Annotated in this window: 19 protein-coding genes; 8 read left to right on the top strand and 11 right to left on the bottom strand. The window is 45.1% G+C overall.

Annotated elements, in window-relative coordinates; all coding sequences use genetic code 11:
- Positions 1 to 35 precede the first annotated feature (35 nt).
- Positions 36 to 1376, top strand: a complete 1341-nt coding sequence (locus NST62_RS10705) for a c-type cytochrome (RefSeq protein ID WP_342462891.1) — start codon at positions 36 to 38, stop codon at positions 1374 to 1376.
- A complete protein-coding gene (locus NST62_RS10710; RefSeq protein ID WP_342462892.1) occupies positions 1369 to 2397 on the top strand; it encodes a cytochrome ubiquinol oxidase subunit I in 1029 nt (342 codons plus the stop codon). The genes NST62_RS10705 and NST62_RS10710 overlap by 8 nt, the downstream gene beginning before the upstream one ends.
- Before the next feature lie 192 nt (positions 2398 to 2589).
- On the opposite strand, the gene NST62_RS10715 is transcribed toward NST62_RS10710, so the two are convergent.
- The 8 genes from NST62_RS10715 to rpoN all read right to left on the bottom strand — a co-directional run bounded on the left by NST62_RS10715 (position 2590) and on the right by rpoN (position 15989).
- Positions 2590 to 3996: an aldehyde dehydrogenase family protein gene (locus tag NST62_RS10715; RefSeq protein WP_141603241.1), complete on the bottom strand. Its 1407-nt coding sequence runs from the start codon at positions 3994 to 3996 to the stop codon at positions 2590 to 2592.
- A gap of 11 nt (positions 3997 to 4007) precedes the next feature.
- Positions 4008 to 5135, bottom strand: a complete 1128-nt coding sequence (gene ald / locus NST62_RS10720; RefSeq protein WP_328220126.1) for an alanine dehydrogenase — start codon at positions 5133 to 5135, stop codon at positions 4008 to 4010.
- Between the two features lies 1 nt (position 5136).
- The gene (locus tag NST62_RS10725) at positions 5137 to 6471 is read right to left on the bottom strand and encodes an aspartate aminotransferase family protein (RefSeq protein ID WP_141603239.1); all 1335 of its coding nucleotides are present in this window, start codon (positions 6469 to 6471) and stop codon (positions 5137 to 5139) included.
- Between the two features lie 358 nt (positions 6472 to 6829).
- Positions 6830 to 8476 (bottom strand): sigma 54-interacting transcriptional regulator, encoded by a 1647-nt coding sequence (locus NST62_RS10730; protein WP_141603238.1) that lies wholly within the window; start codon positions 8474 to 8476, stop codon positions 6830 to 6832.
- Positions 8477 to 8618: 142 nt separating this feature from the next.
- Positions 8619 to 10064, bottom strand: a complete 1446-nt coding sequence (locus NST62_RS10735; RefSeq protein ID WP_328216559.1) for an amino acid permease — start codon at positions 10062 to 10064, stop codon at positions 8619 to 8621.
- Between the two features lie 109 nt (positions 10065 to 10173).
- A complete protein-coding gene (locus NST62_RS10740; RefSeq protein ID WP_141603236.1) occupies positions 10174 to 12153 on the bottom strand; it encodes a hydantoinase B/oxoprolinase family protein in 1980 nt (659 codons plus the stop codon).
- Between the two features lie 21 nt (positions 12154 to 12174).
- Positions 12175 to 14211: a hydantoinase/oxoprolinase family protein gene (locus NST62_RS10745; RefSeq protein ID WP_141603235.1), complete on the bottom strand. Its 2037-nt coding sequence runs from the start codon at positions 14209 to 14211 to the stop codon at positions 12175 to 12177.
- A 449-nt stretch (positions 14212 to 14660) separates the two neighbouring features.
- Entirely contained in the window at positions 14661 to 15989 is a 1329-nt protein-coding gene (rpoN, locus tag NST62_RS10750) for an RNA polymerase factor sigma-54 (protein WP_328220124.1), read from the bottom strand.
- Positions 15990 to 16172: 183 nt separating this feature from the next.
- Between rpoN and NST62_RS10755 the strand changes: the two genes are divergently transcribed.
- The 5 genes from NST62_RS10755 (at position 16173) to NST62_RS10775 (ending at position 21488) form a co-directional block, all read left to right on the top strand.
- Positions 16173 to 17327, top strand: a complete 1155-nt coding sequence (locus tag NST62_RS10755) for an acyl-CoA dehydrogenase family protein (RefSeq protein WP_342462893.1) — start codon at positions 16173 to 16175, stop codon at positions 17325 to 17327.
- Positions 17324 to 18364: an acyl-CoA dehydrogenase family protein gene (locus tag NST62_RS10760; RefSeq protein ID WP_141603232.1), complete on the top strand. Its 1041-nt coding sequence runs from the start codon at positions 17324 to 17326 to the stop codon at positions 18362 to 18364. The genes NST62_RS10755 and NST62_RS10760 overlap by 4 nt, the downstream gene beginning before the upstream one ends.
- A 106-nt stretch (positions 18365 to 18470) precedes the next feature.
- Positions 18471 to 19277 carry an enoyl-CoA hydratase-related protein gene (locus NST62_RS10765; protein WP_141603231.1) on the top strand — a complete coding sequence of 269 codons (807 nt, stop codon included), beginning with the start codon at positions 18471 to 18473 and terminating at the stop codon, positions 19275 to 19277.
- Positions 19278 to 19404: 127 nt separating this feature from the next.
- Positions 19405 to 20559 (top strand): CoA transferase, encoded by a 1155-nt coding sequence (locus NST62_RS10770; protein ID WP_141603230.1) that lies wholly within the window; start codon positions 19405 to 19407, stop codon positions 20557 to 20559.
- Positions 20560 to 20720: 161 nt separating this feature from the next.
- Positions 20721 to 21488 (top strand): IclR family transcriptional regulator, encoded by a 768-nt coding sequence (locus tag NST62_RS10775; RefSeq protein WP_328220121.1) that lies wholly within the window; start codon positions 20721 to 20723, stop codon positions 21486 to 21488.
- A 15-nt stretch (positions 21489 to 21503) separates the two neighbouring features.
- Here the strand turns inward: NST62_RS10775 and NST62_RS10780 are convergent, their stop codons facing one another.
- The 3 genes from NST62_RS10780 to NST62_RS10790 all read right to left on the bottom strand — a co-directional run bounded on the left by NST62_RS10780 (position 21504) and on the right by NST62_RS10790 (position 23894).
- On the bottom strand, positions 21504 to 22310 hold the full coding sequence (locus tag NST62_RS10780) for an MBL fold metallo-hydrolase (RefSeq protein WP_141603228.1): 807 nt from the start codon (positions 22308 to 22310) through the stop codon (positions 21504 to 21506).
- Between the two features lie 155 nt (positions 22311 to 22465).
- Entirely contained in the window at positions 22466 to 23359 is an 894-nt protein-coding gene (locus tag NST62_RS10785; protein WP_141603227.1) for a 3-hydroxyacyl-CoA dehydrogenase, read from the bottom strand.
- Between the two features lie 301 nt (positions 23360 to 23660).
- Positions 23661 to 23894, bottom strand: coding sequence for a hypothetical protein (locus tag NST62_RS10790; RefSeq protein ID WP_220125042.1), 234 nt, complete (start codon positions 23892 to 23894; stop codon positions 23661 to 23663).
- Positions 23895 to 24373: 479 nt separating this feature from the next.
- Here NST62_RS10790 and NST62_RS10795 point away from each other — a divergent pair, with 479 nt between their 5' ends.
- A complete protein-coding gene (locus NST62_RS10795; RefSeq protein WP_003354865.1) occupies positions 24374 to 24814 on the top strand; it encodes a hypothetical protein in 441 nt (146 codons plus the stop codon).
- The last annotated feature ends 350 nt before the right edge of the window (positions 24815 to 25164 follow it).

Raw genomic sequence — 25164 nt, forward strand, 5'->3', positions numbered from 1 at the left:
AGATGATGGTGAAAAAATGAGAAGGGGGAATAGTAATGAATTTTCCATCAGTGGATTATTCATGGCTCGGAAACGGGACGGTCATTGCGATGATCGCCATTGTCCACGTCATTATCAGCCATGGTGTAGCCATTGGAACATCCGTTTTGACCGTATCTTTGGAACATAGAGCGTTTAAGACGAGCAATCAAAAACTAGATGGGTTGGCCAAAAACATTGCGAAATGGATTTTAATCATCACTACAACAGTAGGAGCGATGACCGGTGTGGGAATCTGGTTTTCGACAACGGTCATTCAGCCGGATTCGATTGGTTCTTTATTGCGAATCTTTTTCTGGGCATGGGTAACGGAATGGGTCTGCTTCATCACCGAAGTCATTTTATTGCTCGTTTACTATTACACATGGAATCGTTGGCAAGATCCGGAGAAGAAAAGAAAACATATTTATATAGGAGTTGGCTTAAGTATTGCTTCATGGCTGACAATGGCCATTATCACAGGCGTGTTGGCAGCAAAATTGACACCCGGGAAATGGATTGAGACATTCTCATTCTGGAATGCCTTCTTTAACCCAACGTATTTGCCTTCTTTAGGATTCCGAATGTTCTTAGCTATCTTATTGGCGATTGTACTTGTTTCATTATTCATACGTCTATTCGTAAAAGACCTTTCACTGAGGGAAGAATCCTTTAAAGTATTCGGTTTTTGGGGTGCGATTTCTTTGCCAATGACCTTCGTTTTAGGGCTTTGGTATTTATGGTCCATTCCAGATCAAGCCTACAATATGATTGTTTTGGCAACAGGAATGACCGAAAGTACATTTAAAATCATCAATGGTCTTGCATTATTGATTTTACTGGTTTATTCTGTTTGGCTTATCCGAAGCCCGAAAAAAGTGCCCATTATCCTTTCTATAGCAGTGTTTGGTGCGTCCATCGGATTTATCGGAGAATTTGAGGTGGTAAGGGAATACATTCGAAAACCTTTCATCATTTATGATTACATGTATGCAAACGGGCTCCTCGCCCAGGACCGGGAAAAATTTAATGAAGAAGGCTTTTTGGCCAATGCTACTTGGGCAAAAGAAAAAGAAATCATGGAAGAAAACAAGGTGGAAGCCGGAAGGGAAATTTTTGTGGGCCAATGCATTGCCTGCCATACCATCGATGGTTGGAGAACAAAAAGGGCGTTAGGAAAGCGTTTAGCCGGATGGGATGAAGAAGCATTGAAAAACTATATACCAACCATGCATACGGTGCGGGTTGCCATGCCTCCTTTCATGGGAACTGAAGAAGAATTGGATGCCTTAGCAGCCTATTTGAAATCAGAAATTGACCGCGTAAATAATGAAAAGGAGGTAAGTCAAAATGAATAATTTGCCGATTTCTCCTGATAATGCGTTACCAATTCCGGCACCTCTGGGTTTAATGGAATTATTCATCATCTTAACCTTTATCATTCATATTCTATTTGTAAATTTTACGGTTTCACTTGTAACGGGAGCAGTGGGATTAGAGATTGCCGGGAAAATTAAAAAAAGTGCTTTCTTGGATAAGATGGCAAAAAGTTGTTCTTTCCACGCATCCATTCATAAAAGCATCGCTGTTGTAATGGGGGTAGCTCCACTGCTCATTATTAGCGTGATTTATACTCAATATTTTTATTCCAGCACCATTTTAATCGGGAAAATATGGATCAGTGTCATTCCTTTATTAATCATTGCATTTCTTTTGTTATATCTTTATAAATTCACATGGGATAAGTGGCAAAATAAAAAAGCGCTGCATATTCTTGTAGGATTTGCAGCAATGTTGATCTTGTTATATATCCCGCTTATTTTCATCGTGAATATTACTTCGATGCTGTATCCAGACAAGTGGGGCGAGGTTCAAGGATTTTTCCCTAGCTTATTGTATTATCCGCAAATTTGGCAAAGATATTTGCATTTCATCCTTGCCAGTCTTGCTACAGGCGGCTTTTATGTATTCCTGTTTTACGCATACAAAAGCCGAAAAAAAGGCAGTTTGGAAGATTATGAACAAAGCCTGAAATTATTTGGTGCCAAAGTGAGCTTATGGATTACAGTAGTGCAATTAATTGCAGGATTCATCCTGTTATTCGCCTTTAAACCGGAAGTCAGAATGTTATTCATGGGTGAAGATTTATTATTAACTACTTTATTAATGCTTTCAATCGTTTTAACCATTATTTTATGCGTCTTTTTATTCCTTGCGGGATATAAAGATTCCTTCAAATCCTTTGTTTTATCGGCGGCTGTGTTCGTGTTAATTGTGGGCATTATGGGATGGATCCGTCATGAAGTAAGAGAAACTTATTTATCCCCTTATTTTGATGAATTCCCAAGAACGGAGCAATCGCTTGAACTGGAAAAATAATATGAGTTTTATGAAAGGCGGTTTGGCAGGGGCGGAAGCCTGCCAAACCGCCTTTGTTTCATGCCGGCTATGATCCTTTCACGCAATCCCATCCATCATTCGGGCGGGCGCCGCAGGGCAATGTTTGGATTTTCGAAAAGAAGAAGGTGTCCGGAAAATCGGAAACTTTCCGGACGCCCCCGCTTCGGATGATCATGATTTCTTATAACGAATCCCGTTGATCGTTACCGTTTTCAGCACCGTGAAGAATTCCTTGGCGGCCTGTCCCTGCTCGCGGAAGCCCGTGCTTGAATTTTTCATGCCTCCAAATGGCGCTTGCGGCTCTGCCCCGCCCGTTTCATCATTGATTTGCACAAGGCCGACTTCACTGCGTTCAATAAAATCGAACGCTTTCTGGATATTCGCCGTGTAAATCGAAGCGCTTAACCCAAACTCCGAATCGTTCGCGAGCCGGATGGCTTCTTCATAATCCGCCACTTTAAATATGGCCAGTACCGGCCCAAAAACTTCTTCCCTCGCCAAGTCCATTTCATGGGTCACATCCACAAACAGTGTCGGCTCCACATAATAGCCATGGGACAATTCCGCTACAGGCTTCCCTCCAAAAATGCATTTCGCCCCTTGCGCCTTTGCCCGGGCAATATGCTCCATGACGCTTTCGAATTGCTGTCTTGAAGCAAGAGGCCCCATCGTTTCCCCAACTTTGATCTGCTTCGCATATTTGATTAGTTTTTCGACCGCCTCATCATACACAGACGCTTCGATATACACCCGGCTTGTGGCAGTGCAGCGTTGGCCCGTCTGTTTCATGGCCCCTTCAATCGTCAGACGCGCGGCCAGTTCCAGATCCGCATCCGCCAAAATAATCGCCGCATTTTTCCCGCCAAGCTCCAATTGGATTTTCTTATTCAAAGGGCCGGCTTCATTCAAAATTTGCTGTCCAACCGCATTGGAACCCGTAAAAGAGATGGCTTTCACTATCGGGGATTTGATCAGCACCGTCCCCAGCTTCGAGCCGCGCCCCTGCACAATATTCAGCACATGTTCCGGCAAGCCAGCTTTCAAAAATAAATCCGCGATATACTGGCCCGTCAATGCGACTTCGATTGACGGCTTCCAAACAACCGTATTGCCGTAGACAAGCGCCGGAGCGATTTTCCAAAGCGGAATCGCAATCGGAAAATTCCATGGGGTAATAATTGCCACGACGCCTAACGGTACGCGCTTCGTAAAGAGCATTTTCTCTTCGGAAACCGACGGCAGCACTTCCCCGGCGGCCCGCATCCCTTCCTGCGCAAAATAACGCAAAATGGAGGCGCCCCGCTTCACCTCGCCGATCATCTCGGGAACCGTTTTGCCCATTTCTTTCGAGGCAAGCTCTGCCAACGGCTCCATATGTTCGATCAATAAATCCGCCATTTTATGCAAAATTTCTCCCCTGGCCACGGAAGACATTCTGCTCCACTCGCCAAAAGCCTTCCCGCTCGCCTCAATTTTTGCCTCCGTTTCTTCGACCGTATGCAACTCGATTTTTCCAATACATTCAGAAGTATTTGCAGGATTATACTGTTCACGAATCTCCCTTGTTTCCGTCGCCATGCTTCCGCCTCCTAACCTATTGTTACTCCCAATGCTTCTTCATGCGGGGTATACGGCAGGTTGTGCGCTTCCGCAACCGCCTTGTACGTTACCTTGCCGGAGATGACATTCAATCCTTTGGCAAGCGCCGGATTATCGAATATCGCCTGCTCATAGCCTTTATTGGCGATCTGCAATGCATATGGCACCGTCACATTGGACAAAGCCATCGTCGATGTGCGCGCCACGGCCCCCGGTATGTTGGCCACTGCATAATGGATTACGCCATGCTTCACATATACCGGATTGCTATGGGTCGTGATGCGGTCAATCGTTTCAATGGCGCCCCCCTGGTCGACTGCCACATCGATGATCACGCTGCCCTCTTTCATCTGCTTCACCATATTTTCCGACACAATCCGCGGTGTCCTCGCTCCCGGAATCAGCACCGCACCGATTAATAAATCCGCCCTTTTCACCTGCTCTTCAAGGTTGAACCGATTGGAGATGCACGTCTTCGCTTTGCCGTCAAACAAATCATTGAGCTGACGCAACCGGTTAACATTCGTATCCAAAATCGTTACATCCGCTCCCAAGCCCAATGCCATTTTGGCCGCGTTGGTGCCTACCACGCCTCCGCCGATAATGACCACATTGGCCGGCGCCACTCCGGGAACGCCGCCCAAAAGCAGTCCTTTGCCGCCCGCATGATTTTCCAGGAAGTGTGCGCCGATCTGCACCGACATTCTTCCGGCCACTTCGCTCATAGGGGTCAGAACCGGCAGCGATCCGTCATCCAACTGAATCGTTTCATAGGCGATGGCCACTACGCCCTTTTCCATTAAAGCCTTCGTCAATTCAGGCTCGGCCGCCAAATGCAAAAATGTAAATAAAATTTGTCCTTTTCGGAAATAACCATATTCCGAAGGCAGAGGCTCTTTCACTTTCATGACCATTTCCGCTTCCCAGGCTTCGCGGGCGGAAGGGACTATTTTGGCCCCTACCGCGATATAATCTTCGTCGCTGAAGCCGCTTCCCGCTCCTGCCCCCGTTTCAACAAGCACCGTATGGCCGCTGTGCACCAGGTCATATGCCCCCGCAGGCGTAAGACTCACGCGGTTTTCGTTATCTTTAATCTCTTTCGGAACTCCGATGATCATCTTACTTCACCCCATTTCCGATGATTTCTTTTTGCAAATAGGCAAAGGTTTCGTCAACGATGCGCAGCATTTCGTTCAATTCATTTTTCGTGATAATCAACGGCGGAGAAAAGACAATCGTATCCTGGCCGTATGTCACCGTGCGCAAGATCAGGCCGCGCTTCGTCATTTCCTGTACGGCGATCGGGCTTAACAGCGGATCGAACAGTTCGCCCGTTTCGCGGTTTTTTACGAGCCCGATAGCTCCCAGCAATCCGAATGTGCGCACGTCGCCAATGAAGTCGTACTTTTGCTGCAGCGCCTGAAAGCCTTTGAGCATTTCTTCGCCCATGATTTTGGCGTTTTGTACAAGGCCTTCCCGCTCAATGATTTCAAGATTTTTCAATCCCACCGCGCAGGCAGTCGGATGGCCGCTGTACGTATATCCGTGCATAAGGATGCCCTTGGATAACTCGCAGAAATCCTTGTGGATCTTTTCGGAGATGATCACGCCGCCCAGCTGCGCATAGCCGCTGGATACCCCTTTGGCAAAGGTCATCATATCCGGCACTACGCCGAAATGCTCGATGCCGAAGTTTTTCCCTGTCCGTCCAAATCCGGTGATGACTTCGTCCGCGATAAATAAAACGCCATACTCATCGCAAATTTCACGCACTTTTTGGAAATAATCCGGCTTCGGCAAATTCACGCCTCCTGCCCCCTGAACCGGTTCGGAAATAAAGGCCGCCACCTTTTCCGGACCAAGTTCTTCAATTAATCGTCTCAATTCTTCCGGAGAATCTTTATCGACATAATGGAAGTCCGGTGCGGGCGAGTTGGTGAATTTGCGGAAACCTTCAATCCCCGTCGCGTTCGTCGATCCGTAAGCGAGGCCATGGTAAGACAACGAGCGGGAAATGATTTTTTGGCGGTTTGGCTGGCCTTTTAGAATCCAGTAATGGCGTGCAAGTTTAATGGCTGTGTCGTTCGACTCGGAACCGCCGGAAGTGAAAAATACCGTATTCAGGTCTCCCGGAGTCAGCTCCGCGATTTTCGCCGCCAGTTTGATTGCCGGCTCATTGCTGAACGTGGCAAAACATGAACTGAATGCGAGCTTCTCCATCTGCTCTTTCGCCACTTCCGCGATTTCCGTCCGTCCATGGCCGACATTTACATTCCAGAGGGATGACATGCCGTCAATATACGTATTGCCCTCCAAATCTTTCAAATAAATCCCTTTTCCTTCGCAAAAGATCGCTGCGGGTCCGTATTTTTGCTGCTCCTCGATGGAGGATGTAGGGTGCAGGAAATGCTTCTGGTCCAATGTTTTTAATTGCTCCACCAATTGAATTGTCATGCTATCAACCTCTTTCTATTGGAATATTTCAATTGACAAATCCCTTCAACAGACGTCTCTACTAATGAATGAGCAAATCCCGTGCCAAACGACGGAAAAATAAAAAATTTTTTATTGAAATTGAAAATAAAGTGAAAAACAGACCCGCGCATTATCCGTCCTGACCGAAAAAAATGCATAAAAACAGGCAATCCGGAAGACTTCTTATTTTCCGGACTGCCCATTTGTCCTCTTGACATTGTTGAAGAATGGGTTTGCAAAGTTTAAAACATTGAAGATTCCTTTACACCATTTATGCATTAATAAACAAACTGTTGCAATTTTGCATCACTTAAGGCAATAAAGCATCTTTCATCCGTTAATTGTATGTCACATGCTTCGTCAGTCGATACCGCTGAATTTTCCTTACCAATGTAGACTGGTTGCATCCCAATGCTTCGGCCGCTTTCCTGATGCTTTCATGTTCGGACAACGCTTGTCTGATGATTTCCTTTTCAAAAGCCGCCACCTGCTCTTTGAGCGTGCCGGTGTATTTGGAGAAATCAATGCTTTTGGCGGTTTCGGCCAGTCTTTTTGCCTGCCGTTTCGGCTTGCTTCCCAACGCCGAAGCTTCCCTCAATTCTTCGCGGACCATGCTTGCGCTGATTTTCGGCTGATTGGCCAACAATGAAACTCGTTCAATAATATTTCGCAACTGGCGGACATTTCCCGGCCAATCATATTCTTCCAGCACTTTCAAAGCTTCTTTGTCAAACGTCCGATGAATTTGGTATTTCTGTTCAATCTGCGACAAAAAATGAAAAGCGAGCGGAACAATATCTTCCCGCCGTTCCCTCAACGGCGGAATTTCGATCGGGATGATATTCAGCCGGTAATATAAATCTTCGCGGAAAGTCCCCTGCTCGACCATCTCGGCCAAATTCCGGTTGGTTGCCGCAATGATCCGCACATCAATCGGGATGGGCTTCGTGCTTCCGATCCGCTGAACTTCCGACTCCTGCAAAACCCGTAATAGCTTTGCCTGCAATTGCAACGGCATTTCCCCGATTTCATCCAGGAAGACAGTGCCGCCGGACGCGGTTTCAAATAATCCGGCCTTGCCGCCTTTGTTCGCTCCTGTAAAGGCGCCCGCTTCATAGCCAAAAAGCTCCGATTCCAGCAAGGCCTCCGGAATGGCGCTGCAGTTGATGGTCACCATCCGCTTTTCGCTTCTTCGGCTATTTAGATGGATCAGCTTTGCCGCTTCCTCTTTTCCGACACCCGATTCCCCTTCGATCAAGACCGTCGAATCCACTTCAGCGACACGCAAAATCCGTTTCAATACTTTTTGCATGACCGGGGATGTGGCGATCAGGTTTGTTTTCTTCCGTTCAAGCGCATTCAATTCTTCAATTTTTTGTTTAAACTTTTCATTTTGGATTTCGAGCTTCTTTACTTCTTCCTCCAAACTTTTCAGCCTCGACATATCCCGGGTTATAATGAGCACATATTGCAATTCTCCCGTTTCATCAAAAATCGGCTTCCCGGTCACCAAAAAGCATTTATTGTTCAAAAAAGTCTGAAAAATGGTTACATCCTCTTTTGACTCCAACACTTTCAATGTCAGCGAATCGCTCATAACCCCTTCCGCGATTAAATCCCTGGCATATCGATTGACACAATTGATGCCAACAAATTCGATATCCACATCATTTTGAAAGATGATCTTCCCATGTTTGTCGCTGATGGTAATGCCGTCCGAAATGGAGTTTAATAATTTGATGGATAAAGGATTCAAAATATCCAAATCATTGTACTGTTGAACAGGTCGGAGGCAAAACAAGATGCCGTCCGGAGAATGGACCACATGCACATAAAAATCTTCGGCCTGAAAAAATTCATTGCCATTTTCATACTGCGCATAAATTTTTTCAATTTTTTCCTTTGGAAGATTGCTGGAAAACTTTATTTGATTCTCTTGTACATAAAAAAAATGTTCCGTTTGATGAATATGTTGGACAACCATTGCCGCTCTCCCTCCCCCGACTATTTCCTTTTATTTTATATGCTATTTCCCCATCTGCAAATACAAGAAAAAGAATCTGCATCTTTTAAATGCAAGCCCTGGAATAAGGCTGGCATTAAAAGAAGCAGACCCTTTCCTCCCGTCAATTTGATTCGGATACGGTTTCCGTCACCAATGCTTCCATTTCTTTCTCCGCTTTCGCCCCTGATGCAGCCGGGCTCAATTTTCTCATGACAAAGAACAGCCCGATTGAGCAAATGAACACGGCAGTGCTCAAGTAGAATTGCGACTGCAGGCTTTCAATGAACAATTGCGAGATATAGACCGCCACAAGCAGGAAGATGGTCGCGTATGTCAAATAAGGGAAAAGCCACATCCGGATCGGCAATTTTGTATCTGTTTTCTTCACAAATTCTTTGCGGAAGCGGATTTGCGATATGGCAATGAAAATATAGACGATGATCATCAGTCCGCCCACGCAGTTCCCCAAGAAGTAGAAAATGACATCCGGCGAAATGAAATACAGCATTGCACAAATGTATGCCACGACGGTGCTGCCGATGATGGCCGGGACAGGGGCGCCCCGTTTATTTTTGATCCTCGAGAAAAACTTCGGCGCATCCCCCTGCTGCGACATGGACAGGAGCATCCGCGAACTCGTATATAATGCCGAATTCAAGACGGAAACCAATGAAACGAAAATCACAAGTTGCATCAATTCCGCCGCGATCGGCAAACCCGCCATCCGCAAAATGTTTGCGTAAGGGGCGGCCAGATTCTCGGCGTCATTCCAAGGCAAAATCATGACCATCAAAGCAACCGATCCGACAAAGAACAGCGATAAACGGAATACGACATTCCGTATTGCCCGGACAATATTTTTGGCCGGATTTTCCGATTCCGCCGCCGCAATGGCTGCCACTTCCGCTCCGCAAATGGAGAAAATCACGAAAACGATGGCCGTCAAAATCGGGATATAACCTTGCGGCGCAAAGCCGCCATGATTAACTAAAATCCCCAATCCTTCCGGCTCGAATGTCGGCCAAACGCCAATCGCCATCAGCGCCCCGACAATCAGGAAGACCACGATGGCAGTGACTTTAAAGAAAGAAATCCAATACTCGAATTCGCCAAAAGTTTTGACCGAATACACATTGATAATCGTCATGAGCAGCGTGATGCCGACCGAACCCGCCCAAACCGGGACGGACGGAAACCAGGCATTGATCATTCCGCCAATCAAAGCCGCTTCCAGACCGACAATGAATACCCAGCTTGCCCAATAAAGCCATCCTACCGTGAAGCCTGCCCAATCCCCGATATACTTGGAAGCATAGGAAGCAAAGGAGCCCATTTCCGGGTCACCGCTGTTTTTCATCCCAAGCGCCAATTCGCCGGAAGCCATTTCTCCGACCATTTGCATGATTAATACGATAATTGTGCAGGCAATCAGATAGGAAAAAACAACCGCCGGACCCGTATTTAAAATATTTTTTCCTGTACCGACAAACAACCCTGTTCCGATGACACCGCCAATGGAAATCATGGTAATGTGGCGCGTCTTTAAAGATTTTTGCAGCTTCCCCATTGAATTCCCCCTTACAAGAAAATATTAAAGTATTTTTCATTGTCAATTTTCGATATTTTCAGACATATAAGTTGGGAAATATGTCAATTTTCCCTCCGGCGACTTCAAATCAATCCCAATAAGCCAATGTACGTTTCATCATCGCTTCCCGATATTGCTCAGTGGATTTGACCAGCACCTGATTTGTTGTGTAGTCCATGATGACGCCATACCGCCGGATGACATCCAGCTGGTCAATTTCTCCGTTTTTATACATTTTCTCTACTTCATATGGACTTACGCGAAGCCAATCTTTCCGATGTTTCCGGATATACTCTCTTTCCTTTTCGGTAGCTTCATAGTCGATTTCATACAGATCGACATCCCTGTCAATTTCCCGGATGACGACCCCATAGTCCTTTCTTGCCCTTTCAATTGAAACGTAGCCGTCAATGACATCTTCCAACACGGTTTCCACATCCCTTTCCAGCGGATCGCCCAAACCGCCCCCGCCGGCGGATGGTCTTGTAAACGAATCGCCTTTTTTCATCGGGATATTCGAAAAAATGGTACCCAGGAATTGTTCCTTATCCGTGCCCGGATGCAAAACGGCTCCCTGAGGAATGGATGGCAGCCCGCCTTTGATCCCCCAAGTGATGGAACGGGAACGGTCGCAGCAATAAGACATGACCCCTCCGAATACTTCCGTTAAAACGCCGCCTTTTTCGACTCCGCATCCTCCCCGGTATTTGCCCGGTCCTCCGGAATCGGTGATAATTTCATGCTTTGTCGTAATGACCGGAGACAATCTTTCCTGCCCTTCGCAAGGCTGTACGCTGAGCCCGACGCCAAAAACCGGGGATGTTGCATTGGCGCCGTCCCGGTCGATGCGGCCTCCATGGCCACCCGCCATCCAGTCATACCACATGAAATAATTGTTCGATGCATCGCGGCGATCATAGCCGCCAATCAACAAATATTCCAGATTGAATGAACAAGCGATGGCTCGTTCCGGCATGATTTCGGACCAAATCTCAAAACACGCGTTCATGATTTTTTCAAATGCGCCGGAACAGAATCCCGTAACAGCCACCGGTTCTGGTGCATTGACCACCGAATTTTCGGGCAAAGTCGCTTTCACGACGCGGTAAAAGCCGGAGTTCAGCGGCACTTCCGGGAAAAATGTTTTGGTGCCCGCATACAAGCCCGACAACGCCGCTCCATAGCCTGCATTTAAAAAGCAGCTGATGTATGGATGGGAACCGCTTAAATCATAATGAATCTCATTGTCTTTTATCTCCATTTTCACCCGGATTGGAATCAGCCCGTCCCCCAATTCCGGATCCATGTCGATATAGTCGACTGTTTCCCAAGTACCTTCCGGCAATGACTCAATCTTTTTTCTCGTTAATCGTTCGACGTAATCCTGTACTTCCTTGAATGCTGTAAGAACCGTATCAATTCCGTATTTATCAATTAACTCCAGCAATTGTCTTTGTCCAACTTTGGCCGCTTCGACCTGTGAACGCAAATCGCCCAACCGTTCCTTCGGGACGCGCATGTTCGAGATTAATAGATTGACGACATCCGATAAATATTCGCCCCTGCTGTAAATTCGGACAGGTGGAATGCGGATGCCTTCCCCAAAATGATCCCGCGACTTTACATCAAAAGAGCCCGGGTTGGAACCGCCGACATCTGCCCAATGTCCGTTTGTTTGCATGAAGGCAATCAGTTTTCCGCCATAAAACACGGGAAGAACAACCCTTGTATCACAGAAATGGGTGCCGCCCCGATACGGATCGTTTACTAAAAATACATCTCCCGGATGGATGTCCCCTTTGAAATCCTCCAGAACCGCCTTAGCCGTCAGATGCAACGTCCCTACATGAACGGAAATGTCATGTGTCCCTTGCATCACGGTATTTCCTTCAGCATCGCAAAGGGCGCAGCTGAAATCGCGGTTATAAATGACGAATGAATAGCATGTCCTCAACATCTGTTCCGCCATTTGGTCGACCAAATTCACAAAACCGTTCTTCAACACTTCGAATGTAACCGGATCTAAAGACGTTTCCTGTTTGGAAACCACTTTTTGCAGAGAGCCCATCACCATTCCACCTTTCCGAAATTATGATTGATTTACAGAAATAATGATGTTTTTATACTGATCCACCTTCGCGGAAAACTTCGGCGGAATCACTGTCGTCGTATCCAATTGTTCAATGATTGCTGGACCCGTGATTTCCGTCTCCACCGGAATTTTGTCACGGTCATAAATTTTTGTCGTAACAAACTCGCCATCAAAATAGACTTTTCTTGTCCCTTTTAAAGCATCTTCAACGGTTCCTTCCGGTTCATATTTCGGAAACTCCGGTTTTGGCACCGTCCCAATGGCTGTGACACGGAGGCCATAAATTTCAACCTTTTGTTCCCGGTCTGAATAGGCAAACTCCCGTTCATGTTCTTTATGGAACAATTCCAAAATCTCTTCGATGGATGAACTGCTTTGGCTTACCGGGACGGACAAAGAACGCCATTGGCCTTGATATCTTAAATCAATGAAATTCATCAAAGTGAATTGCTCTTCAGGAATTCCTTCTTCCAGAAGCAGCTCCCTGGCCTCCGCCTGCATGCTTTCAAATTCTTCGTATAATTCTTCCAACGTGACTTCTTCAGCCTGTCTCAAATAAGTTTTGGAAATATCATGACGGACATCGACAAGCAGGCATCCCATCGCTGCCGCCACACCCGGATAAGGAGGAATGATCACGGTCGGGATGTTCAATTCTTTCGCCAAATATGCGCCATGCAATGGTCCCGCGCCGCCGAAGGCAACCAGCGCAAAGTCTCTTGGGTCATATCCCCGGCGTACGGATATGAGCCTTACCGCGTCGCTCATATTTGCATTGGCCACTTCAATGATGGCGTTTGCCGCCTCTTCTATGGAATAGCCGAAATGATCGGCTATCTTTTGCACAGCTTGTTCCGCTTTCGCCACATCCAATTCCATCGTTCCGCCCAGCAATTTTTCGCTTAGACGGCCTAGCACCAAATTGGCATCGGAGTTTGTCGGTTCGGTTCCTCCACGGCCGTAGCATGCCGGTCCGGGCGAAGCTCCCGCGCTTTGCGGGCCATTTCGCAAAGAACCTCCCTCGTCGATCCATGCCAAACTTCCTCCGCCTGCCCCAATGGTCAAAATTTCAATGCTTGGGAACCCGATCGGATAGCCATATTCAATCGCCCATTCTTTCGTGATCCGGATATCGCCGTCATACATTAATGAAATATCCGTGCTTGTCCCGCCCATATCCAAACCGATGGCATTGCGATACCCGCACAATTTCGCGATATGTTTGCTGGCAATGGCGCCCGCTGCAATGCCGGAACTTGCAAGTCTGGCGGCATAACGCGGGACTGTACTGGACGTCATCACCCCTCCGCCGGAATGTAGAACCAGAATATCATCTTTGTAGCCGCGCTTCTGCATTTCTTCTTCCAACCTGTGAATATAGGTAGTCATAATCGGTCCCAACACCGCATTGATGATGGTCGTGCTCATCCGTTCATGTTCGAAGATTTCCGGCAGCACTTCGCTGGAAATACACACATACACCCCGGGCAATTCTTCCTGGAGGATTTCCTTCACTCTTCTTTCATTTTCGCCATTCACATACGCATTGATGAAGCAGACAGCAACCGATTCCGTTCCGCGTTTCTTCAGTTTTCTCGCGAGTTCACGGACCTCGTTTTCATCGACAGGCACCAAAATATTCCCCCGATAATCTGTCCGCTCCGTCACTTCGAATCGGTCACGGCGGCGAATATACGGTCTTGCCTTGTCTTTGTATGTGTCCCATATATCCTCTTTCGTCCCCCGCCCGATTTCAATGACATCCCGGAATCCTTTTGTGGTAATGAGGGCTGTTTTCGGCAGTTTCCTTTCAATGAGGGCGTTTGTTCCGACCGTTGTACCATGTGAAAAGACTTTAATTTCTTCTCCGCTGATCTTCGCCTTGGCAATCCCTTCTAAAATTCCTTTCTCGGGATTAGATGGGGTGGAAGAGGTTTTCGTTACAAAAATTTCTCCCGTTTCCTCATCAAATACAAATATATCGGTGAAAGTGCCCCCCACGTCAATCGCTAAACGTTTTTTCGCTGCTATCATGCCATCCCCTTCTTTCTATCAAAATTTCAATCCATTACCCGAAAGCTGTTCCATCAAACATCATGATTGCCTTTTGACATCTTCATTTCTGCAAAGCAGCTGTGCCAATATTACAAGCAAACCCAATGCCAACTTTTCCTTTCGTTTCCCTATCGCTTTTTCAAGAAAATATCGATTATGGAAAATGGTTATTTGAAAAAAGCAAAAATAATAAAAGGCCCTTATGAAAGGGCATTCTGGTATCAACATCAAAACTATTTTCAATATTCCTCCATCTATATATTTTTTTATATTTCGAAAAATGAGTTTGAGCGTTAAATTATTTTGTAAAATTAATAAATTTTAAATAGAAATATTCCTTTTAGCGGCGGGGAATATTTAAAATCATCATTTTTATACGCAAAAATTCATCATCTGTTGCATTTTTTCATCACCCATTCCCTGATGAATCAATTTTGCAAAGCCCGATTGAATGAACTTGCAATATTCATTTCAATCCGGTATTTGGCGACAGTCCTTCTGGATATTTGAATCCCTTCCCTCTTCAGTTGGTTTGCCAATTGGGTATCCGTTAAAGGCTTTCTCTTATTCTCCTGGTCGATCAATTCCTTGATCCTCTTTTTAATCAACACAATGGAATCCATTTTTCCGGATGCACTTTCAATCCCCTTTGTAAATAAAGATTGAAAACTGTATATGCCATGGGGTGTCTGCAAATATTTCCCCCTGATTGTCCGGCTGATCGTGGAAATATGCAGATTCAGATGATCTGCCACATCTTTTAGCCGCATCGGTTTCAATCCTGCCATTCCATATTCAAAAAAATCCGGTTGAATATCCAAGAGGAGCCTTACAAATTCATAGATGGTTTTATTGCGCTTCTCGATTCCCAACAAAAGGGCTTTTGCATCTTTCAAATATTTTTTCAGAAATTTTTTATTGTCCGTTTGTCGCTTTAACAATTCCACGTATTCTTCGTTGATTTGAATGGAAGGCAAATTTTTCTGGATCAGTTGAATGATCCATTCTCCATTTACCCGTGATACTTCAATATCCGGAACAATATAATGAACAGCGGCATCTTTATGGCCTGCCGGAAGGGGATTCAAAGATTTTATGAAATCAACAGCCTGTTGAATCTCACGGATTGTTTGATTATATTTTTTTGCCAGCTGCTTGATCTTATTTTCAGCAACCATGGATAAATCATTTTTTATGATCTCTTTGACGAAAGGAGGTGCATCTGGACAGCGATGGGTTTGAATCAATAAATACTCAATGTAATTTCTTGCGCCGACCCCGACCGGTTCCAAAGTCTGAAGCAATTGAATAAGCTTCTCCACATGTGCGGCGGTCGTCCGGAATTTTTCTGCTACTTCATGCGCTTCCACATCCAAAAACAGGCGGTCATCCAGTGAACGGATCAAAAATTTCAAGATTTTCAAATCAAAATCCCTAAGGGAAACGGTCAACGGAATTTGTTCAATAAAAAATTGTTCAAAATCAGGCTGTGCCGCGGCGCTGCGTTCTATATAATCCCACCGTTCTTCATTCGAAAAGGATGAAGGCATCCGATCTTTTACATAAGGGATTTCCAATAATTTCGCATCCCTTCCATTTCCGCAATCAATCGTCAGCAAAGGATTCTCATCCGCTTTTTCATAAAGGTATTGCTCCAGTTCCATACTGGACATTTGCAAGATTTTCAAACTTTGTATTTGTTCCACACGAAGCGTCTGCAACAAACGATTTTCCAATTTTGACTGCAGTTCCATCATGCTCCCCCCTATAATTTACTCCCCATAATTTTCCCCCTGCAATCTACTTATCTGCACAAAAGAGAAAAAAGATGATTTTAATAGAATTTTACAACATTTTTATTGACATGTATAAAAAACTATGATTAGATTTGTAATACGATAACCATTACCGCAATACGATAAAATAAAGGGGATGATGAAATGTTTCAATTGCCGACGGTGCAATTTACCGAGGAACAGGAAGCCTTTCGTTTGGAAGTGCGCAACTTTCTGCAAGAGCATATCAAAAAGGGAACTTTCACTCCAAAATGCGATTCATGGTTAAGCGGCGTCGATCCTTCATTCTCGAAGCTGATCGGCGAAAAAGGCTGGATCGGAATGACATGGCCGAAAAAATATGGCGGGCAGGAACGGAGCACCATTGACCGTTATATTTTGACCGAAGAATTTTTGGCAAGCGGAGCGCCCGTTGCAGCCCACTGGTTTGCGGATCGACAAACGGGACCGCTGCTTCTCCGCTACGGTACGGAAGAACAAAAACAGTTTTTCCTGCCGAAAATCGCCAAGGGTGAATGCTACTTTGCCATCGGCTTAAGCGAGCCGAACAGCGGCTCCGATTTGGCTTCCGTCCGTACACGGGCCGAAAAGGTCGAGGGCGGCTGGATTGTGAATGGTCAGAAAATTTGGACAAGTAACGCCCATATATGTCATTATATGATCGCTCTTGTACGGACCAGTCCATTTGACGGAAAAAACAAGCATGCAGGATTGAGCCAATTGATTATCGACTTGCGTGCGGAAGGGGTAACCATTGTTCCAATCAAGTTTTTGACCGGAGAACATCATTTCAACGAAGTCTTTTTCGATAACGTGTTTGTGCCGGACAATATGGTGGTCGGCGAAATCGGAAACGGCTGGGAACAGGGACTGGCGGAACTTGCCTTTGAACGGAGCGGTCCCGAACGGATTCTAAGCACGTACCTGTTAGTCGACGAGCTTGTGCAAGAGCTGAAGCGCCAAGGCAACAAAGAGGGGCTGAAGCAGGCCGCGAAGCTTCTTTCCCGCCTGTGGGGCTTGCGCAATTTATCCATTGGCGTTGCAAAATTGCTCGAATCGGGAGATGCGAAAAACGTGGCCATCCCCGCTTCGCTGGTGAAAGCCATTGGCACGAAGTTTGAACAAAGCGTTCCTGAAGTGGCGCGGCTTCTGGTTGAAACGTATCCAAAACTGGATGCGGAGCGCAAATTCGACCGCTACATGGCCCAGTCCATCCTGCATTCTCCTGGTTTTACAATCCGCGGCGGTACAACGGAAATTCTCTACGGTATGGTGGCGAAAGGGGTTGTGGCAAAATGAGCGAAATGAAAGAAATGATTTTGGACGTTGCCGAACGCATGTTGGAAGACCATGTGACAAAAGATGTGGTGGATGTCCTTGAAAAAGGGGAATGGGCAAAAGATGTCTGGAAATTGTTCGAGGACAACGGCATGATTTCCGTTGCAGTGCCGGAAGAGAAAGGCGGTGCCGGCGGAGACCTGGAGGACCTGTTAAACCTTGTCCGTTTGACAGGAAAATACGCCGCTCCGATTCCATTTGCCGAAACAACATTTGCCAATTTCCTGCTGGAAACCGGCAATCTCGAAACGGTTGATCAGGTTGCAACATACTCTTTGCAAGAAGGCTTGTCTTTGCAGAACGGCCAAATTTCCGGTACGTTGGACAATGTTCCTTGGGCAAGACACGCGAAACACTTGGTTGCCCTTGTACAGAAACAAATCGCGCTCATCGATTTGGCGGATGCAACGATTCAGCCGGGCAGCAACATGGCAGGCGAGCCGCGCGATACGGTGATTTTGAACAATGCAAAAGTACAGTCTTCGTCCCTTTTGACCGATGAACAAATTTTCCATTTGAAATCCATCGAAACGGCATTCAAAATCGCCTTAATGACAGGCGCCATCGAAAAAATCAATCAATTATCGGTCCAATACTCCAAAGAACGCGAACAATTCGGCCGCCCAATCCACCGATTCCAGCTGGTGCAATACCAAATCGCTCAACTGGCCGGGGAAACGGCCATCGCGCTTGCGGCGTTCAATAACGTCTGTGCCGCTGTTCAATCCGATAAAGTATTGCATGAAATCGCCTTTGCCCGCATCCGCTTTGAAGATGCCATCACTACGGTGACTGCCGTTTCCCATCAATTGCATGCGGCGATCGGTACGACCCATGAACATGCGCTGCATCAGTACACACGGCGCCTATGGTCCTGGCGTGACGAAGGAACAAGCGCCGATTATTGGAGTGGACATATCGCCGACTATTTGCTCAATCATGACGATGACCTTTGGGCATATCTCACCAAAACAACAGGGGCAGCGGTGAAAAACTGATGGTTAAAGTGAATGCATCTGAAAACACGGCCTTCATTTTCTGTCCTGCTTGCGGCTCACCAAAATCAATAGAAGATCAATAAATTTATAAAAGGAGAGAGGTTTCATGGCAGATTTGCTGTTTGAAGTGGAAAATCATATTGCGACGATTACATTGAACCGTCCGGAAGCCTACAACGCGTTCAGCGAAGAAATGATTTTAAACTGGATTCAGGCGCTGGAAACAGTACGGGATGATGATTCCATCCGGGTAGTGATTGTCAAAGGAAACGGCAAAGCTTTTTGCGCGGGCGGCGACATTAAAGCCATGCATGCGGGAGAAGGGTTCTTCAAAAGCAAAGAAGACATTTCTTCCACAGGGTTGGCACGCAAAAATTCCCTATGGAAAAAAATTCAACTGATTCCTCTTCTTCTGGAAGAGATCGATAAGCCGGTGATTGCGCAAATTCACGGCTTTGCGATGGGCGCCGGCCTGGATATGGCCTTAATGTGCGATATCCGCATTGCCGCCGCGTCCGCCAAATTGTCGGAAAGCTATATCAAAGTGGCCATTGTGCCTGGAGACGGAGGCGCCTATTACTTGCCTAAGCTTGTCGGCATTGACAAGGCTCTGGACATGTTATGGACGGCCCGGATGCTGACGGCGGAAGAAGCAAAAGAAATCGGACTTGTCACGTTTGTGGTGGATGACGACAAACTTGAGGAATTTACCCGCAACTATGCGGAAAAGCTGGCAAACGGCCCGCAAACGGCCATCCGTTTTATTAAACGGGCAGTATATCAAAGCCAAAAAATGGATTTACGTTCTGCTCTTGACTACATCTCTTCCCAAATGGCGATTGTGACGGAACTTGACGACTTTAAAGAAGGCGTGGATGCCGTTATTCATAAACGCAAGCCTGTTTATAAGTAAAGTCGCGCCGATGCAGTGCAAGGATGAAAAAATTGATGAATCCATATTCGTGCGCACATTACGAATCTTTTTTGGAGAATTCCTTTTCAACCATTCTCCAAACTACTTTCAGAGAGGAGAATTCCACATGCAACAGCCTCTGCAAAATATAAAAGTGCTGGATTTGTCCCGGGTTTATGCCGCACCGGCAGGCTCGATGATTTTGGGGGATTTGGGCGCGGAAGTCATCCGCATCGAACATCCGGATGGCCTGGACAGCATGCGCGACTGGGGGCCATTCATCAACGGTCAAAGCACCTACTATCTATGCGCCAACCGCAATAAGCGCTCCATTACGCTGGATTTGAAAACGGAAGAAGGGAAAAAGCGGCTGAAAACTCTCATCAAAGATGCTGATGTATTGATCGAAAACTTTAAGACGGGCGATATGAAGCGGATGGGGCTCCATTATGAAGAATTGAAAAAAATTAATCCCCGCCTCATCCATTGCGCGGTGACCGGTTTCGGACAGACAGGCCCCCTCGCCCATGAGCCCGGCTTTGATCCGGTCATACAGGCGATGAGCGGTCTGATGGACGTGACCGGCCAGCCGGATGGCGAGCCGACAAAAGTCGGTGTGCCGATAGCGGATATATTGACTTCCCTTTATGTGGTCATTGGGGTTTTGTCCGCATTGCGCATGAGGGACATCACAGGGGAAGGGCAATTTATCGACCTTTCGCTTCTGGATGTGCAAGTCAGCAGTTTGGCCAATGTGGCAAGCGCCTATATCAACACAGGATTCATTTCGAAACGTTTAGGGAATCTTCACAACAATGTCGCGCCTTACCAGGTGTTCCAATGCGCGGACGGGCCGCTGATGATTTGCGCGGGCACCAACGAACAATTCCGCAAATTATGCAAATTATTGGGGCGCGAAGAATGGCTGGAAGATGAACGTTTCCTTACCAACGCGCTGCGCAAAGAACATGAAGCCGATCTGAGCAGGATGATCCAAGAAATTACGATCACCAAAACGCGGGACGAATGGATTGCCCTTCTTCGGGAATACAAAATTCCTTGCGGCAAAGTGCATACCATCGCCGAAGCGCTTGAACAGCCTCAAGTGAAAGCCCGCAACCTGATCGGGGAACTCGAACACCCCCAATACGGAAAAATCAAATTCATCAAAAATCCGTTGCAGTTTTCCGGCTTAAATATCCAGTACAAACTTGCACCTCCATTGCTTGGCGAACATTCCGGCGAGTATCTGGAACAGCCTTTGAACACGAATCAGCCATGAATGCTGAATTCATATGAAACCTTCAAAAAAACCCTATATAATATTGAAATAGCGAATCCAATCGAATCATGCGATTTCCCTTTGAGACGGTTTGACGGAACGGACGAAAAACGGACAGCAAGCAAGAAAAAAATTCATTGCATGAAGTAGGTGTAAGTTCATTGAATAAGGAAGCACATGAAAAAAACTATACAATAGCCTCTTTGCATAAAGCGATCCGTGTATTAAAAGCTTTTTCAAATGATGAGCCGAGACTTTCTTTGACTGAACTCAGCAAAAAAACGGGGATCACGATTTCCAGCTTGCAGCGCATCGTTTCCACTTTTGTGGCGGAAGGATTTTTGCACAAAGACAAGCATACAAAGCGCTATCAATTGGGGCATTCTTTATTGTATTTGGGCAATTTGGTAAAGCAAGAGTCGAGCTTAATACTTGTGGCCGAACCGATTTTGAAGCGGCTGAACGAGGAAACGAAGGAAAGCATTTCCTTAAATATCATCGATGGTACTGAACGGAGATGCATATTGAACTTTGATTCTTCCTATCCCCTTTCCACAAAAATGCTTGTAGGGGATACATCCCCCCTTTATGCGGGGGCTTCATCCAAAACGTTGCTCGCTTTTATGCCCAACTATATGGAATATGTCGAACATGTTCAATTAGAGAAAATTACCGAAAAAACCGTAAAAACGAAAGAGCAGCTGCTGAAACAGCTGGATCAAATCCGCAGGCAGCGGTATTGCATCAGCTGCGGCGAAAGAGTCCGCGGCGCCTGCTCCATTTCCGTCCCGATCTTAAATGCGGCACGGGAATCCATTGCATCGATCAGTATTGTCATCCCGGAAATCCGGTACACCGATTACGACGAAAAAGAACTTATTCAAAAAATGCAGCAAGCCGCAAAAGAAATCGAAGACCAATTATATTAAAAAGCGCCTGGCAGTTCACGGTTGCCGGGCGCTTTTTATAAACTTCACATTCGCTTCGTGGCACTTTATCAAGCTTCTTTTATAAGGATATGGCTCAACCAAATGCTCATGTCCGGCATTGGACTCGACGGCCCGGATCAAGTTTTGGATATATCGGAGGCCGTCGTTTTTTCTTTTTAGGATTTCATTTTTGCCGAACGCCGCATGCCCATGCCCCGGTATCATGACGTGAATTTCATGGTTATCCAAAATCATGTCCGTTTTTTCCAAAGTTTCGATGTAATCTTCCACACTTGAATAAATAAACGGAAATTCGATATCGGATAAATAATCCCCCGCAATCCATATGCCAAGGGGCTCCACAATGGCAAAAATGCCATCATCGGTATGGCCCTTCGCTTCATAAAAAGTGAGCACGGTTTGGCCCATTCTCAGCTGCTGGCCGTCTTTCTCCACGGCAACATCCACTTCCGGATAAATCAACGGGTATTTCCGGTCGAGATAATACTCATCATCAAAGGCCTTCCCTTGTTCAAGAATCTCATCCGGATTTTTCGCCGTAAAGGCTTCGCTTGCAATCACGGTCGCTTCCGGAAATGCCCCCGCCCCCACAATATGGTCCCAATCGGAATGGGTGAAGAGGAGATAAATCGGCCGGTTTCCCTTCACGCTTTGCACATATTGTTGAATTTCCCCGATTTCCATAGGAAGAAAGGCCGGATCGGCGACTATGACGCAATCGTCCGTTTGAATGACCGTGGATACGGTTTGATAGATTTGGCTTTCGAAGATGGTGAGATGTTTGTCTTTGTACCGGATCACATGTTTCACTCCATACATATATGGTCTTAATAAAAAAAATACTGGTGAAATTGCCGAAATACAAGCCCCTCTTTTCCCGGCATTTAAAAAGGGAACTGAGGATTCTATCCTGAGTTCCCTTCTTTCATAAATATATTTAACTGTTTGCAGCACTCTTATTTTAAGAAATCCGGATCAAGGTATTTCGGATTAGGGTAGTCATAGAAGCCTTTGCCGTTTTGCACGCCCAGGCGGCCTTTATCCAGGAATTCTTTTTTCAGATACTCGGCAATTTTCTCCGCTTCCTTGTCCCCGGCTTTCGCTCTTGCAAGGCATAAATTGTAAGGGGTGTTGATGCCGACCACATCCAGAATGGCGAAAGGCCCTTTTGGAGCGCCTGTCGCAATAATCCATGTTTTATCCACCGTATACGGGTCAGCAACGCCGTTGACCACCAATTTTTGCGCGGCATCCAAGAATGGAACGAGCAATGAATTAAGGATATATCCCGGCTGTTCTTTATATAATGGCAGCGGCACCATGCCAATCGCTTTCGCAAATTCAATCACTTCTTCAAACACTTGTTGGTCCGTACCGTCATGTTTCATGATTTCTGCCGTATTGTGTTTCCAGATTTCATTGGCAAAATGCAAATTCAAAAATTTCTCAGGTCTTCCGGAAATTCCGGCAAATTGGCTTGGCAGCATCGTAGAGGAGTTCGAAGCAAAAATCGTCTTTTCATCCGCCACTTCCGCCAATTTTTTATAAAAATCCGCTTTGATTTCGTACACTTCCGGCACCGCTTCGATGACAAGGTCTGCATCTTTCACCGCTTTTTCCAGATCTGTATAAAAAGTCAAATTATTATAAGCTTTCTCTACCTCTTCTTCCGAAGCTCCCAACTCTCTTTTGTACGCTTCTTGCCAAGAACGGATTTTTTCTTTCCCTTTTTCCAAAGATTCCTCATTAATATCATAAACATTCACCGGGAAACCCGAAAACGCTGTCTGAAACGCGATTTGGCTTCCCAATACACCGCATCCTGCTACAGTCACACGTCGAATATTCATGGCTATGCCCTCCGTTTCTCTTATCAACTCTACAATTATTTTACAACTATAATTTCGGATATTATATAGTTTGTTAATTTTTTCACAAATTATACATAAATAATTCAATAATTTTTCTTACTTCTGCGGAATGTTTCACTGTTCCAAATTTCAAACCGGGCCAACAATGATTTCTATAACAAAATAATGAATTGTTGAAACAGCGATTGAGTATTATTAATCAAAAAATAAAAGAGGCCTTGCTTAAAGTAGAAGCCTCATCATAATTTTCTATATCTCCTTCGTAAACCGGCATCGCGGATTATTGCTGCATCCATAAAAGGAGCCGTATTTTCCGAAGAATCAAATTTCCTCCGCATGTTGGGCATTGATGCTGATTGACCGCTTTATTATAGTTTTTCTTTTGTGCACGGAGATTTTCCCGGACGGCTTTGACATGCTGTTTCTTTACCTGTTTCTTTTCATATTTATCCTCAATGACCAATTTGCTTAATTTTCGATTGATTTCCCCCAATTCTTCGGGAGGTATGACCACTTCATCCCATTCTTTAATAGATTTCAGCAGTTGATCTTTAATTCATTGCTTCAAAACAACTGCTACAGTATTTATAATGCTTGTTTTTATAGTAATTTTATTGAAGATTAACATAAATTTAGCATCTTTAATTGGAGTTACTTTTACTGGACTTATTGGTTTGTATGGCATAGGAATAGCTTTTTCAAGTCTATCTCTTGTATTTAAAGATATCAAAGCAATAATAAGTTTATTTAAGGTTGGATTTATTTATTTATTGTTTAAACAAAATGAAAACATTTTTATTCCTTTTTCATATGCGAAAGGACTAATTTGGGATATAATCTTAAATGAATATAAAATATCGGATTTTCCTATTAGTTCATTAAGTATAGTTTTTTTAAATTCTTTGGTATACTTTATAATCGGATTAATTATGTTTAATTACTTTGAAAAGATAGCAATGAAAAAGGGAATTCAAAGTTAAAGAGGTGATATTAATGTTCAAATTGGTAAGAATGTTGAAATTGCGAGACCTAGAGTTGTTTCGTTTAGATAATCAAGATAATGAAACTGTCTGTATGCTATTGATTTTAGATTACAGAAGACCTAGTGTTTTAGATGATTTTCCTATTTTAAAGGAAATAGAGGATGAGGATTCATTTGAAGGCGCGGAGAATTATATCCACACGGTAATAATTTCAGAAAAAAAATTAGAAGAAAATATTGTGGACCAAATTGCTGAGGTAATCGAAGGGTTAGTTGAACATAAGCCAAATTGTGATAATAATAATTCTTTTTATATTAGTAAATTCCCTGATAATTTTGAGGCTGGCACACATTTAATAGAGTATATTAAACCTATCTTAGATAAGATGAATTTTGATATTGATTTAACATATATCACTGATAAACATTTTAATTACTTGACTCAAGAATAATCTTTAATTTAATTGTGGTTCTTGAGTGGTACAATGGGTAATGTAGCGGTGAACATTGATCCAATCGTTAACCTAAAAATAGCATTGAATGGCGCAGGAATTAGGGGTGGGAGGATTTTCGACAGCGATGGTAAAAAAGATTGCCATCGCTTATCGTGTTGGGCCGGAAATTATTTTTGAAAAGTAAATAAAAAATCCTTTATCTTGGGATGGTCTGGATGCGAAATGTGAGTTATAAAATCGCAGTTGTTTAATTTTACAACTGCGATTTTTATTGTGTGCCGGGTAGGTCGATGAACTAGGCGGTGAAAGTCCTCTATGGGCGTCGGGGGATGTTGGGATATGTGAAT

Source organism: Ureibacillus sp. FSL K6-8385 (assembly GCF_038593155.1).
In the GTDB taxonomy this organism is placed as follows: Bacteria; Bacillota; Bacilli; order Bacillales_A; family Planococcaceae; genus Ureibacillus; species Ureibacillus terrenus.

Bases quoted from the DNA above. Each gene is read 5' to 3' on its own strand.
- NST62_RS10705 (WP_342462891.1), top strand. From the start codon at position 36: ATGAATTTTCCATCAGTGGATTATTCATGGCTCGGAAACGGGACGGTC.
- NST62_RS10710 (WP_342462892.1), top strand. From the start codon at position 1,369: ATGAATAATTTGCCGATTTCTCCTGATAATGCGTTACCAATTCCGGCA.
- NST62_RS10715 (WP_141603241.1), bottom strand. From the start codon at position 3,996: ATGGCGACGGAAACAAGGGAGATTCGTGAACAGTATAATCCTGCAAAT.
- ald (WP_328220126.1), bottom strand. From the start codon at position 5,135: ATGATCATCGGAGTTCCGAAAGAGATTAAAGATAACGAAAACCGCGTG.
- NST62_RS10725 (WP_141603239.1), bottom strand. From the start codon at position 6,471: ATGACAATTCAATTGGTGGAGCAATTAAAAACATTGGACCAGAAGCAT.
- NST62_RS10730 (WP_141603238.1), bottom strand. From the start codon at position 8,476: ATGGTTGTCCAACATATTCATCAAACGGAACATTTTTTTTATGTACAA.
- NST62_RS10735 (WP_328216559.1), bottom strand. From the start codon at position 10,064: ATGGGGAAGCTGCAAAAATCTTTAAAGACGCGCCACATTACCATGATT.
- NST62_RS10740 (WP_141603236.1), bottom strand. From the start codon at position 12,153: ATGGGCTCTCTGCAAAAAGTGGTTTCCAAACAGGAAACGTCTTTAGAT.
- NST62_RS10745 (WP_141603235.1), bottom strand. From the start codon at position 14,211: ATGATAGCAGCGAAAAAACGTTTAGCGATTGACGTGGGGGGCACTTTC.
- rpoN (WP_328220124.1), bottom strand. From the start codon at position 15,989: ATGATGGAACTGCAGTCAAAATTGGAAAATCGTTTGTTGCAGACGCTT.
- NST62_RS10755 (WP_342462893.1), top strand. From the start codon at position 16,173: ATGTTTCAATTGCCGACGGTGCAATTTACCGAGGAACAGGAAGCCTTT.
- NST62_RS10760 (WP_141603232.1), top strand. From the start codon at position 17,324: ATGAGCGAAATGAAAGAAATGATTTTGGACGTTGCCGAACGCATGTTG.
- NST62_RS10765 (WP_141603231.1), top strand. From the start codon at position 18,471: ATGGCAGATTTGCTGTTTGAAGTGGAAAATCATATTGCGACGATTACA.
- NST62_RS10770 (WP_141603230.1), top strand. From the start codon at position 19,405: ATGCAACAGCCTCTGCAAAATATAAAAGTGCTGGATTTGTCCCGGGTT.
- NST62_RS10785 (WP_141603227.1), bottom strand. From the start codon at position 23,359: ATGAATATTCGACGTGTGACTGTAGCAGGATGCGGTGTATTGGGAAGC.
- NST62_RS10795 (WP_003354865.1), top strand. From the start codon at position 24,374: ATGTTCAAATTGGTAAGAATGTTGAAATTGCGAGACCTAGAGTTGTTT.